Source organism: Pseudoalteromonas rubra, from assembly GCF_001482385.1.
Taxonomy (GTDB): domain Bacteria; phylum Pseudomonadota; class Gammaproteobacteria; order Enterobacterales; family Alteromonadaceae; genus Pseudoalteromonas; species Pseudoalteromonas ardens.
This window is the reverse complement of sequence record NZ_CP013611.1, coordinates 3,840,184-3,853,305: the sequence shown is the minus strand read 5'-3', so window position 1 is coordinate 3,853,305 and position 13,122 is coordinate 3,840,184. Positions and strand designations below refer to the sequence as shown.

Genomic DNA, 13,122 nt, shown 5'->3' with positions numbered 1-13,122 from the left:
TTAAGCTCCTACCTCTGCCAGAAAATCGTTTTTGGCGGACTGGTTTAACTGTAATTTGTCAAAGTATTGTGTGTATGAGGCCTGCTCTACGACCTTGCCGCCTTCCATCACAATGACCCTGTCTGCCAGGTCGAAATACTTATCATCGTGAGTGATGGCGATGACCAATTTCTGCTTTGCTTTGAGGCTGGGCAAGATGCGTTTGTAAAAGACTTCTTTGAAAATTGGGTCCTGATCGGCAGCCCATTCATCGAACAAATACACCTGCTTGTCTTCTAAAAAGGCCACCAGCAAAGCGAGACGTTTACGCTGACCATCAGATAACGACACGGTAGAAAAATAACCGTCTTCTATCGTGACCTTGTGGTCCAGGTGCAACAACTTCAGATAGTGCTGGATCAGCTCCATCGTTGCGTCATCCAGGTCTTTAAGGATTTTTGCGAACAGGTAGTAGTTGGAGTAGATAGCACTGATCCCTTGCCTGTAGCTTTCGATGTTGGCGTTGTTCAGTGCCGCATCATCGAAATAAATGTGTCCACCAACCGCCTGATAGTGCAGCGTCAACAGCTTGCTGAGGGTTGATTTACCAGAACCATTCGAGCCAACAATAAAGACTATTTCGCCACGCTTCAGTGTCAGGTCGATTGGGCCAACAGCGAAGCCTGCCTCATCCTGATCACTGGGGTAAGCAAACTCAACATTGTCGAAGCGCAGCGTCTGCCAGCTGGGCACTTCTGAAATCTGATAGTCAATTTGCTCTTCAGGTAGTTCATTGAGCAGCGTATTGAACTTCTTATATGAAATCGTCGCCATCATCATCTGAGGCAAAGCGTTCAGCAAGACTGCGATGGGGCCGGTCACGTACAATAAAGCCATGATCACCGCGACCAGTTCACTATTGCTGATGGAGTGGTAATTCACGAAAATAAAACACAGCGCGCCGATAACAAAAAAACAAATTAAATCACCAAAGTTGATGGTTGATATCAGCACAGATTGCGCGGCTTTCTCATTTTTAAGGATGTTCTTTTCGTTGCTCAGTAAAGCGTCCTGATGAAAATAAGCACGCTTTTGCGCATCGAGCTTGAGCTCCTTTGCACCAGAGAGCAAACCATTCACCCCCTCCTGAATTGCATCGCGGTACTCTCGTGAACGCGTCAGCAGCTTGTTGCCAAAATACATAGGGACTTGATACGCCAGGACGCCAAACGCAATGGCGATCATCACCATCTTAAACACTTCACTATTGAGATAGACCAGAAAGCCCAACATACCAACCAGAGTCACCAAATTGATCAGCAACAGGGGTAATGCCCGTGCGCCATTAACGATCCTTGGTACATCCAGGTTCACTGAAGCAACCAGTTTAGACGAGCCCATTTTCTCAATGGCATACAAAGGCGTTCTGGAAATTTTATCGTAAAAACTCACTCTAAGTTTTCTGGCAACATCCGTTGCAACGCGCTGCAGTAAAATCTCTGACAGGCTTCTCATGATCAGAATGAATGTACAGGCCAGGAAAAACAACGCGGCCAGTTTATAGTTTGCGACTTCCAGTAGCCCATATCGTGCATGGGGGACTTCAGCCAACTGCAATCCGGGTGTCGGACTCTCAATACTCATCAGTACAAAGGGAATAAGCCCCGAATATAAAATCCCTGAAATGGCTCCCAACAACACCGAGATAAACACACGGTTGGGATAGCTCTCACTAAATAGTTTTAATAAATTCACGGTTTACTCCTGCCCTTGATTCGGGGTTAGCGTTAGCTTGCGAGATGCCTCTTTGGGTGATTCAAATGACACATACTGTCCCTGGGCAAACAAGGTGATCATGTCATCATAATGCGCGCTGGCGAGCTGGCCTGACTGCCCGGTGGAGTTCATAAACTGATAGCGCCCGCCCATATCAATCACCTGTCTGAACCCGGCACCATAGTTCTGAATAAAGCCATTGTCTTTTTCGTAAAAACCTGCCGCGACATTGACCGTATTGGTAGCACCGCCGGTCGCCACTTCTCGTGAGAACACCTTATTGAGGTGCTTTACCTTGCCAAACGGCATATGGTCATAGCGAGTCGTCTGAAACTTACCCCATTGCCAGTTATCAATTTCATCTCCCTGTAACTTGCTATTCAGGATTAACGTCCTGTCCAGTGCCGAGAGTAGTACTTCTTCACAGGATTCTGTTTCTATCGTATTGGTGTCATCACATAGCGGGGAGTTTTGCGCCAGCAGCTCAGCCAGTTGGTCGTAACTCACTCTGCCACGCAGACCCAGTAGCTGACGTGTCGCCGCTTTCTCATTCCATGCCGGGATAAGCTCATCATTGAGTAAGACTCGGTAAATTTGCCTTGCCCAGGTATAAAATACAGTCGCGGCAATGCTGTCGCTGTGTGCGTTTCCTTGCCAGGCTTTCAGGTGGTCGAGTGCTTCTTGTTGCCACAGATCTTCAGCGACAACCGTTTCCATCACGGTTTTTAGCTTGCTCACCGTCAGGTCTTTGACATCCATTTGCATCTGTTTGATGTAATCCAGATCCAGTGACTGGGTATTCAGTAACTGCTCAATGCGCTCTGCACGGGCAGGATCCGCAAAGCTGGAAGAAATATGGTAAGGATAACTCGATGCCACATTTCTATTATTGGCATTGATGATGTAACCGCGTGGTGGATTAAATTCACTTGGCATTTCATCCTTGGGAATGAACCCTTGCCATACATCTCCCTCAACGCCTCGTTTAGCCGGTAAAATACCTGTGCCACGTTCCCGAACCGGAATATTACCCGCGCCGGTAAAGCCAATGTTATCTTGCTTATCTGCGTAAAACAGATTCAGGCTGGGTGATGCGATTTTATCCGCTGCTTGCTTAAACTGCTGCCAGTTTTCGGCATGATTAATGTGAAAAAAGCCTTCATAGGTGGTGTCTTTTTCCTGCAATGCCGTCCAGCGTAGAGACACAGCCTGAGGCAAGCCAGCTTTACTGATCACGGGACCGGTCAGCGTTTCTTTGATCTTCAGTTCAACATCCCGATAGGTGGGTTTAAGCAAGCTCGGAAAATCACTTTTCACTTTGATATATTCAGTACGCTCTGTAAAAGGTAGCCACTGTTGCTGGTAACGATACAGAGTGGGGTCTTCCGGATGGATTTCCTCCATCACAAGGTCTTGCAGATCAGCCTCCATATTCGTGCCGCCCCAGGCAATATGGTTGTTCTGACCAAACACAATGACAGGTAACCCGACCAAACTCATGCCCTGCAACTGAGAGTCTGGTAACTGCTGCGATACCGCATACCACAAAGAGGGAATTTGCAGGCCCAGATGCGGGTCATTGGCCAAGATGGCACTGCCAGATGCACTTTTTTCAGCAGAAACCACCCAAGCGTTACTGCCTATGTGTTTACCGCCAATCTTATAATCCGTTTCCAATTGCTTAATTGTATGGTGTAACCCGGATAGGCTGGCGACCTGCCCATCGTCCAGGGACTCTGATGGTGCCAATTCAGATCCAAAGAATTCAGCAAACAAGGATTTGGGTAACGTTTTTAATGCCACACTACGCTGGATTTCTTCTTCCAGGTTACCCGACATGCTGAGAGAGAACATTTTCATCCATGCCAGTGAATCTTCAACACGCCATGGCGCTGGCGTAATCCCGAGCAGAGTAAACTCAACCGGCAGTGTGGGCTGCCCACGCAGGAAGTCATTGATCCCAGCCGTATAAGACTGCAATGACGCCAAAGCCTGCTCAGACAAATAGGCTTTACTTTGTTCTGCCACCTCATAGAGCCCCAGCGTGCGGACCCAAACGTCATAATTCACGCTCTCTTTGCCAAACACCTCACTCAACGTGCCAGCACTGAGTCGACGTTGTAACTCCAGCTGCCACAACCTGTCTTGTGCATGCAGATAACCCATAGCAAAATAAACATCTGCCATTGAATCCGCATCAATATATGGCACACCATGTGCGTCGCGCGTTACCGTTACCTGCTCAAGAACAGCAGCCGAGACCGTATTTGCCCCCGTTTGCGGTAACGCTGAAATGACCTGTTGCTGATATGCCACGTAAGCACACAATACCGACGGTGCCAAAATAAAGGTGCCAAATCGGCACAACAGAGGATGTCGTGTAAACCAATTTCTTATTTGCATGTATTCACTACCAACAGAAGTTTGAGATCTCATGCATGAGATCATTGCTACTGATTAAAACAAGGTTTAAGGTCGGAATGAGTCTCACGCTGACATCGACCGGATATGCGTCAGCGTGCAGTCATTGTCAATTCAGGCTTGAGGCAAGGCCTTCCTGCTCTGTGGCAATCACCTGATGGCTTTCCACAAATGCCTTAATGTCAGCCATTAACAGAGAGCGTCTGCCCTCCTCTGAGATATAAACGCCCTCTCTCATATCTGCAGAGCCCAGGTTGTATCCCTTCTCAAACGCCCATTCAATGATGCTCAAATCAATATTCATACCTTCACTCCACCGCTTGTAAACTGCGCTTTAAATTTATTCTGCTGTGCTGTGCTGTGCGTCGATTTAAGACTTCACACCAGAGCGATTACTTAGTATGGTTCACATGGTGCATCGATAACCCTTGAGTGTATACCTGTTAGATCTACCAACTAAGGTGTTCACCACTAACCTTAAGTGCAGTAAAAGGTTCCTAACCCTATGAATAAGCTAAAATTAGATCAGTTGATGCTGGCTAACGTGAACAGTCGAAAAGGGCTGAATTCTGAAACATTTGAGTACACCTCTTTATTCTTATCCTCTGTAACGCCCGATCCACACAATGCACGATTTCTGCCAGCCAAGTTCATGGAAGATGATCATGCAAGACAATTCACGTCACGTTGGCTCACCAAGAACCAGCTAGTTGAAATGTACGATGCAAATGATCATGTACTAATAGGAAAGAACTGTATTGTAAACTGCTTTGCGTATGGCACAGCGCAGTGGAAAAAAGCGAACCAAACACTGGAATCCGTACTTGAACTGGCTGAAAACATCTCTGTTGCCGAGGTTATTCAAGTGCCGACAGTCTATCCTTTAGAAGACGGCCAGTATCAAATACTAACCGGACATCGACGTTTCTTTGCTATGGTTTACAGCAATGGCTATGACTCAAGCGCTCAGTTCAAGGTATATGACGCCAAACCACTGCTATCGAAAGTGAAACAGTTTCAGGAAAATGCCAGCAGAGACGACCTGCCACAATATGGCAAGCTGCAAGCTTTTCTCAGCGCGATGCAGGAATTAGAAAGCCTCAGCCAGGCCAGATTAAAAGTCGGTGAGAAAAAGCTAACCGTTAAAGAAATGGCGGCCAATTTAGGTATCTCCATGGGGAGCTTTGATAACTACAATGTCCTTACCCGCTATAAATGTGTCATTCAGGCCTATGAACAGGGGCTGGTCACGATGCCTTTTATCAACGTTAAAAAAGTCGTTAAACAGGTTGAGAATGACTATTACAGCGAGTTTGATAAAACCCTGCTAACCGTAACAGACAAAGCCGAGATCAATAAACGGATCCATGCCAAACTCACGGGACAAAAGTTAACGACCAAACCTAAGACAAAGGCTTTCAGAGTGAAACCCATTCAGCATGTGGAAACAATTAAAATGCTCCTGACTCACAACATTACAGAATTAGTGGATGAGGTAGATTGGCAGGCTGTAGACTGGGGTAATCGAAAAGCCGTGACGGACACCCTGGCTAAAGTCATTGAAGTACTCGACAATAAAAGTAAGGGCACTGACAACTGAACATACAGGGGCATGTAATGACTCACCCTGCGACAGACGTGACGTTGCTGACGGGCGATTTTTCAAGCATAGAATGATTCGTGTATCGCAATAGTTACCTCTGGCTTTGTTAAATACTGATGGTCGTTTAGCGGCCTTCGAGCCTACCCCATACCGATATTGTAAGAAATTATATATTCAACGTCACACGCACGGTGTCCACCATTCCATTCAAAAAAACAGAACAATCACCTATCAATCAACAACTTAAGAAAACCCCTCTTTACTTTCTCACTTTTTTAACATTGGTCTACAATGAAAAAAACACTTGTAAATTAAAAAAGCCTTCCCATCTTTCTGTTGAGTTTTTAAATGACTATAGATATAGTCTGAACGCTTGACATATTCCTAATAACAACAAATTCAGGACAATGAACGAAGTCAGCTTCTCTAGAACAGTTAAATCGATCACACTTGGATCCTGGAAACTTGACCCAAAGCGGCAGGTGCTCACTGACGGCGACATCGAGAAAGAACTCGAACCGCTGCTGTTTCGCATCATTAGTTATTTGATCTTAAATTCAGACACTATCATCACCCGACAAAATCTGGTGGACGATGTCTGGTGCCAAAAGTATGTTGATGATAATGCAATAAATCGGGCCATCTCTGAACTCAGAAAAACCCTGAAATCTGAGAACCAAAAGGGCATTATCGTTAAAACTCACTATAGAAAAGGCTACAGCTTAGCCATAGAGCCACTTGTTGAGTACCACAAAACTGAATCCGCAGACAAAGCTAAGCCCAGTCCTGCGGTTACAACCGAATTAACACCTAAAACAACACCGCTAGAACAGCCAGTAAAGCGGAAGAAAGCCCCCTGGGTTTTAGGTGCTGTTATCAGTACTCTGGCAGCTGGTATTAGCCTGGCATTTATTAATCAAGACAATGCGCTGAGCGACGCGTCCGTAAGCCCCATAGAAAAGCAAGTACAGGAAACGGTCTTGTCATGGGTCAACGGCAGGTATACCAGGCCTAATATCTCTCCCAACAAAAACTTTGTTGCCTTCTCAATTATCCAAAAAAATAGCCAGAATTATTCTCTGGTGGTAAAAACGCTGCAAACAGGTCACGAAAAGCGCCTGGCAGAAGAAGGAACGAACTACTTCCCAATCGGCTGGTCGGCAGATTCAAATAAAGTGTTCTATCGGGCCATTAACAATGAACAATGCGAAGTGTGGCTGATCAACACAAGCTTTGACGGTACAAATAAATATCTGTTTGACTGTAGCTTGCAAGGTTTCACTGGTGCAGGTGTCAGCGATGGCAGACTAATTTACTCAAAGAGCGGTTATCGCGACAGAGATGAACTCGCCGCGCTTGCCAGCCGTGACTTAGAAACAGGCCAGGAATTTCAAATTACGTCACCAAATTTGAATTCATATGGAGATAGGTTTCTGACTTATATCCCTGATATAGAAGTTATTATTTTTGAGAGACATCACTATCAGGGCAGTGAGCTATACATGACGGACCTGGACGGTGGTAATCAGGTCAAACTACATGACACTGATAACCGGATCTGGACATTATCTTATGAAAAGAAGATTAACTCGTTGATTTGGTTGGATAATGTTGAAAACATTTTGTTTACTTATTCACTCGATAAGAAAACCATTACCTCAGCGGTTAAATTGCCTAATAATGTTAAATACGCCAGTAATCAGCCGCTATCCCACGATGCCTTACTTGCAGTGACCTATCCATTTTTACAGGATATATATAAATTAAGTACAGGGGGCGGCGAGCTGCAGCCGATAGTTAAAAGTGAATATGATGACGTGCAGGCTTCAGATTTTGAAGACAGTGTGATTTTTTTGCGTCAGGAAGGCGGACTGCGATCCATTTACCGCACTTTGCCCAATGGCCGGCACGAACCGCTTTCGCTTAAGGCGTCGACTTATGAATCAATTCATTATAGTGCGCAAAGACAAGAATTATTGCTCCACTACAAGGATAGGCTAGAAACCTATGATAGCAGCACCCTGACGCTTACTGGCTCTATCAAGGTTGACGGCACCATAGTGTCGGCTGAATACCTTGGCGAGAATAACATCGGGTATACCGTTGTGGATGCAAGAACATTGAGAGGAAAAGCTTTTATGCACTCTCTGGATTCGGACAAAAGCATTCCATTGCCGATTGAACGGCCATTGTGGTTTGGACAACTTGATAGTCAGTTTTATGCGAGTTTGTCATCGCATGATGAGGTATCTTTATACAATATCAATACAGGTGAAAAGACTGACAGAATTGAGCTGTCAAAAGCCAAATATAAGCACTCGATTGCTGCGGGTAACGGGTCCTTGTATCACTCGGACGGTGAAACCGTCTTTAAAATTAATTTTGGCCATCCAGAGCCCAGGCAGGAAATATACAAAATTGACAGTTCCAGCTACGTCATAGACAGAATCAGTTTTTCTAAAAAAACCAATGCGCTTTACCTAGACATAATTGAAGTCGTTGAAAATCAGCTGGTCAAAGCACAAATCACCCCACCTGAATAATCTGACATACCGGGGAGGACACCTCCCCAGCCAGGAACTTTGATAAGCAACATCATGACACTCGCCAGTCATCGTAATTAGATCAGGTTGTTGATAATGCACTTTACGATCGCCTGCTGCCTGTTTGTGCTATCTGTTTTCACAATGCAATTAGACAGATGGAAATTAACTGTACGTTCAGAGATACCTAGTATCTGACTAATTTCCCATGATGTTTTACCTTCACAAGCCCACATTAAGCAGTCTTTTTCCCGTTTTGTAATATGTAACTTTTTATCCCTGCAGCGCAGCGCGGCCTGAAGCAAGTAAGGTGAGATAATCGTCCAGCACCAGTCGACAAATTCAATGCTCTTCTGCTGGCAAAAGCTTTCAGGAATATCGAACACTAAGCCCCCATAAATACCTGTCACACCGCGCATAGGCATCACATACACCTGACCTTGCTCGCTACTATGATTGAGTATGCTGTGTAGCGGCAGCAAGCGAATACCTGACTTACAATGCTCATAAATCGCAGTATCTGACATTTCATCTGCCAACTGAGCAGAAATCTCACCATAAACCTTTTCTTCATATGAAGATGCAGATACCGGGCAAAAGTCGATAAAGCCGAGGCAGTTATAGCCTGACTCCTTTGAAATGGACTTCAATGTATTTGTTAGCTCTTCGGCGATGTTTACTTCCTCGAATTTAGCAATCATCTGTTTTATTTCGTGTTGCGTATCAAACAGGCCAAGGGTCGTATTTTGTTGCATTGTTAGCTCCTCAATTTGCACCAGGTAAGCAGAGAATGTTCGTTCATTTGATGGAACTCATATTGCCCCAGCAAACATGTGCAATCAAATCACAGAAAAAACAAATATAACCTTTTAAAACAATAGCATAACTAACTACATTATTGCGAAATACCGGCTATATATTGATTAATACCACCCTGCGGAGGGTCCCGTAACGTCTGTGCATCACACCTTATTTGCTACTAATTTTCCCACTTTACATACACTCAGGCTGCGCCATCAATTCTGACCTTTCGAGCACGGGACACTGTCAAAATGCACTTGTCAGTAAAGTCAAATCAACCCGCATAGTGATATGAGGGAAACTCGCTAACTGTGATAATTAAAAATCCGAGTTAGCCAAGGTGATGTGAACGGCAATTGCAAAGCTGAGCGCTGGCTCTGGAAAATCAACGTATTGCAAACATCGGTCAACCGAACATACCCACATCAACAATCCAATGGCAGCATGCGCATACGAGATAATGATGTGAGCAAAGTACGTTTCACTGCACTAAGTGGAAAATCGAATGGATTGACTGCCAAAGATCTGGTTGGGTAGGTACTTCGTTTGGATTGATACTTCGTTTGGATTGGTACTTCGTTTGGATTGGTACTTCGTTTGGATTGGTACTTCGTTTGGATTGGTACTTCGTTTGGATTGATACTTCGATTGGATTGGTACTTCGGCTGGATTGGTACTTCGGTTGGATTGGTAATTCAGTTGGATTGGTAATTCAGTTGGATTGGTAATTCGGTTGGATTGGTACTTCGGTTGGATTGGTACTTCGGTTGGATTGGTACTTCGGTTGAATTGGTAATTCGGTTGGATTGGTAATTCGGTTGGATTGGTAATTCGGTTGGATTGGTAATTCGGTTGGATTGGTAATTCGGTTGGATTGGTGATTCGGTTAGACAACAACGAATGAGGCCAGGCACAGGCACTAAGCCACTCGTCTTGACAGATACAAACGTTTCCGACTTTACTTACGCGCTCACTGCCCTGTCGGTTCGATTTATTCAAATCAACATAGGTTGTCAAAAGGGAAAAGGACCCACGGCTTAAAAGTGAATCCATATGAGAAGCACGAATGCACGTGAAAATGGCTTTATGAACGGCATACTGGCAGTACATGCGTTAGCTGCTACAGAGTCATACCTAAGGGGAAAAGGGGTTATAAACAAGCCTGCATTGACTGATGCAGAGCAATACTGCCCTCGCTGATGGTATGCTGTAGCTGACTATATTCTTCTTTCTTTAGCTTCATTGAGACCAGCAGGCTGTTTTTTGCAATATCGTCCACCCTGACCTCAATAGGTCGTTCATCCGAGCACAACCATAAGCGAGTCTTTGCCTGTATCTCCTGGGCAAACTTCATAATATCAATTTCTTGCTGTTCAAAGTAATGAGCACCAAAAACGCGGTTGCTTTGCACTCTCAGCAACAACTCGCCGGGTTCGAACACGTTACCGGGTACGGCATTAGGATTTATATAGTCAACGTACCCGTTTTCGTTAGAGATCAGCGCTTTCGTTTTTTTGCTATCCTCAGAGACATATTGAAGCATCATCTTTTTCTTGGCTACTTCACTGCCAACCTCAATAGCCAACTCGACAACACGCCCATTCTCCCTGGAGTAATGGTACTCACTGGCTGGCTCTTGCAATACGAGATTACCTGAAACAGACTGTAATCCGGCCCCCATTGCTAATACAAGATAGGATCCCATCAATTTATCAACTCCTGTTACGCTTTATACTCTAATTAACCAGTGATGTTTTTAGGGTTAATAAATCCTACCTGAGTAATGCTATGTGTATCTGTTCCACCTGCAATAAACTTTGTTTGGCGATTATCTTTAATTTCTTTATTAGTAAGTTTTTTTAGTTTTTTTGTTTTAAGTTTAAGCATCGTGACAATCTCTATTTAATGTTTATCTAATTAATTTTTAAAAGTGAAGCACCGTTGTAGTGATGCAACTATCATTGACCAGAGATGCTAAAAAACCTAGTTATGAAACATTATTCTTAGAGATAACAACTTAACATAAAACACTGATTCAATTAGATAAAAAAACTTATTACCCAGACCTTTCCGCATAGTAAGCTTTGTATTGACCAACAATGAAAAAAAAGCAGAAAAATCACACATAAAAACGCGAAAAAACAAAAAACAACGAGAGTAAGCAAGCATAAAAAACCAGTTAAAAACAAAGAAAACCTATGATTTAAAAAACCGAAGAAACCAGAATTAACTCTCCACACAAAGACAAACCAAAAATCAAAAATCAAAAATCAAAAATCAAAAATCAAAAATCAAAAATCAAAATATAAAAACACTCTAATCAGACATTTTAAAATAAAAACACAAGAAATAACCGAGTCCTGTGACACATGGAAAAGTACATCACTTACTACATGGGTTATCTTTAGGGGTTTTTACACACCCGAACCAAACAACAGGGACAGATAATCTCGTTCGACTCACACTCGAAGCCTGGAGACCACTGACCCCAAAGAAACAAGTATCATGTGAACTGACAGACTCAACAATGTGCTTCTCTGTCCGCCCTCTGGCATTGATTTGCAACAACTGAATTTCCACCTTCGTTTAAGGCAAAGTCACGCCCTGGCTTAACGTTTAATGCAACCTCTCCCAAGTAATTCCAGATTCGAGCCTAAAACGAATAAAGTCTCGATGTCCGTTTAGGTTTAAATAGAACGTTGGTTCGGATGTCGAATTGGTTTCTAAGTCGGGGTAATTCAGGTGTCGATTGATTAACCTGTCGAGGTGATTCAGATGTCGAGGTGATTCAGCTGTCGAGGAGCTTCAGCTGTCGAGGTGCATCAGCTGTCGAGGTGCATCAGCTGTCGAGGTGCATCAGCTGTCGAGGTGCATCAGCTGTCGAGGTGATTCAGCTGTCGAGGTGATCCAGCTGTCGAGGTGGTACAAATGTCGAGGTAATTCAGCTGGCGGAGTAGTTCAGAAGTAGGCTTGAGTCCAGTTACAGATTCGCAGCCGAGTAAATTTAGTTAGGCTTCCCGATACAGTGTGGTATCTCAGGGTTCCCCATTAAAGTGATTTCTAGTGTATTCATACAGCTATCTAAAAATGGCCGTTCAGCTCATTATGGTGGACTTGCTCGTCCTGATAACACGCATGAGACGCTCCCAAAAGTGGCAGAGACTGACTATCGAACTTTAATTACCTCCTCAGGGCAGATAGGACATTTTGCTTCTATACATTGCCTAGAGTGTGTCGTCGATGCGTTCCTGACAATTGACTACCCGGCTTTATTACTGACCGACTATACAATTACCTTCACTACCATACCAATCACATGCCTTGGTGGGCGTCAGGTTCAGGGATTTGTTGTGGTATCTATTTGTGTAATGCTATGTGTATCTATTTGTTGGGCAGCCCCGCCAGCCACATGCTGTGTTTGGCCAGGCGCCAGCAGCTCTTTTGCAGTAAGGGTTTTTAACTTTTTGGCTTTCAACTTAAGCATGACCAGATTTCCTGTTGTTATAGCAATTTAGCTGTATCGTTTTCACCTTCGTGGTGACCTGATTAACCTTAGCGAATACCTCAGAAATACACTAATTATCAAACCTTATCGTTTTTCATAACAATTACTCACAAACACATGATTAAAAAAGAAATAAAAATAAAAACACAGATTTAAAGACACATAATGTTCAAAAAAGCCACTGTTTCAAGGCGCTCACCCTATGTTGAAGTGGCTGCTAAAGCTGAAAACAATGCGTTTTTTGCCTCAATACATAGTGCCGTAGAAACCATAAAGGTGTCTGTCAGAGCTATTGCAATTACACTGTGAGCACGTGCTCGTTGTGCCATATCTGTGCTTTAAAATAGAGGAAAGCGAAAATGTGGGAGCATAAGGACCCAGCAAGCGCAATGTCAGTGCTGTGTGATAGTTGCAGACTTCTCCGGCTCGCTGAGCGTATTCATTATTTCCCTCCAAAATGAGGGGGAATTATCCATTGAATTGACGCGTCTGGA

At 44.0% G+C, this 13,122-nt stretch carries 10 protein-coding genes; 3 read left to right on the top strand and 7 right to left on the bottom strand.

What is annotated here, in order from left to right:
* The 3 genes from AT705_RS16805 to AT705_RS16795 all read right to left on the bottom strand — a co-directional run bounded on the left by AT705_RS16805 (position 1) and on the right by AT705_RS16795 (position 4,480).
* Positions 1-1,734: a cyclic peptide export ABC transporter gene (locus AT705_RS16805; protein WP_058797438.1), complete on the bottom strand. Its 1,734-nt coding sequence runs from the start codon at positions 1,732-1,734 to the stop codon at positions 1-3.
* Positions 1,735-1,737: 3 nt separating this feature from the next.
* Positions 1,738-4,191, bottom strand: coding sequence for a penicillin acylase family protein (locus tag AT705_RS16800; protein ID WP_167551993.1), 2,454 nt, complete (start codon positions 4,189-4,191; stop codon positions 1,738-1,740).
* A 94-nt stretch (positions 4,192-4,285) separates the two neighbouring features.
* On the bottom strand, positions 4,286-4,480 hold the full coding sequence (locus AT705_RS16795) for a hypothetical protein (RefSeq protein WP_058797436.1): 195 nt from the start codon (positions 4,478-4,480) through the stop codon (positions 4,286-4,288).
* 201 nt (positions 4,481-4,681) lie between these two features.
* Between AT705_RS16795 and AT705_RS16790 the strand changes: the two genes are divergently transcribed.
* Positions 4,682-5,776, top strand: a complete 1,095-nt coding sequence (locus AT705_RS16790; protein WP_058797435.1) for a hypothetical protein — start codon at positions 4,682-4,684, stop codon at positions 5,774-5,776.
* Between the two features lie 410 nt (positions 5,777-6,186).
* Positions 6,187-8,322: a winged helix-turn-helix domain-containing protein gene (locus AT705_RS16785; RefSeq protein ID WP_058797434.1), complete on the top strand. Its 2,136-nt coding sequence runs from the start codon at positions 6,187-6,189 to the stop codon at positions 8,320-8,322.
* Positions 8,323-8,399: 77 nt separating this feature from the next.
* On the opposite strand, the gene AT705_RS26020 is transcribed toward AT705_RS16785, so the two are convergent.
* Positions 8,400-9,077, bottom strand: coding sequence for a helix-turn-helix transcriptional regulator (locus AT705_RS26020; RefSeq protein WP_058797433.1), 678 nt, complete (start codon positions 9,075-9,077; stop codon positions 8,400-8,402).
* Between the two features lie 391 nt (positions 9,078-9,468).
* Between AT705_RS26020 and AT705_RS25325 the strand changes: the two genes are divergently transcribed.
* Positions 9,469-9,660 (top strand): hypothetical protein, encoded by a 192-nt coding sequence (locus tag AT705_RS25325; RefSeq protein ID WP_157576822.1) that lies wholly within the window; start codon positions 9,469-9,471, stop codon positions 9,658-9,660.
* Positions 9,661-10,273: 613 nt separating this feature from the next.
* Here the strand turns inward: AT705_RS25325 and AT705_RS16775 are convergent.
* From AT705_RS16775 to AT705_RS25315, 3 genes are all read right to left on the bottom strand, one after another.
* Entirely contained in the window at positions 10,274-10,828 is a 555-nt protein-coding gene (locus tag AT705_RS16775) for a hypothetical protein (RefSeq protein ID WP_157576820.1), read from the bottom strand.
* A gap of 35 nt (positions 10,829-10,863) precedes the next feature.
* Positions 10,864-11,010, bottom strand: coding sequence for a hypothetical protein (locus AT705_RS25320; RefSeq protein WP_157576818.1), 147 nt, complete (start codon positions 11,008-11,010; stop codon positions 10,864-10,866).
* A 1,450-nt stretch (positions 11,011-12,460) separates the two neighbouring features.
* Positions 12,461-12,607, bottom strand: coding sequence for a hypothetical protein (locus tag AT705_RS25315; protein ID WP_156202337.1), 147 nt, complete (start codon positions 12,605-12,607; stop codon positions 12,461-12,463).
* Between the last annotated feature and the right edge of the window lie 515 nt (positions 12,608-13,122).

Bases quoted from the DNA above. Each gene is read 5' to 3' on its own strand.
- AT705_RS16800 (WP_167551993.1), bottom strand. From the start codon at position 4,191: ATGAGATCTCAAACTTCTGTTGGTAGTGAATACATGCAAATAAGAAAT.
- AT705_RS16795 (WP_058797436.1), bottom strand. From the start codon at position 4,480: ATGAATATTGATTTGAGCATCATTGAATGGGCGTTTGAGAAGGGATAC.
- AT705_RS16790 (WP_058797435.1), top strand. From the start codon at position 4,682: ATGAATAAGCTAAAATTAGATCAGTTGATGCTGGCTAACGTGAACAGT.
- AT705_RS16785 (WP_058797434.1), top strand. From the start codon at position 6,187: ATGAACGAAGTCAGCTTCTCTAGAACAGTTAAATCGATCACACTTGGA.
- AT705_RS26020 (WP_058797433.1), bottom strand. From the start codon at position 9,077: ATGCAACAAAATACGACCCTTGGCCTGTTTGATACGCAACACGAAATA.
- AT705_RS16775 (WP_157576820.1), bottom strand. From the start codon at position 10,828: ATGGGATCCTATCTTGTATTAGCAATGGGGGCCGGATTACAGTCTGTT.
- AT705_RS25320 (WP_157576818.1), bottom strand. From the start codon at position 11,010: ATGCTTAAACTTAAAACAAAAAAACTAAAAAAACTTACTAATAAAGAA.
- AT705_RS25315 (WP_156202337.1), bottom strand. From the start codon at position 12,607: ATGCTTAAGTTGAAAGCCAAAAAGTTAAAAACCCTTACTGCAAAAGAG.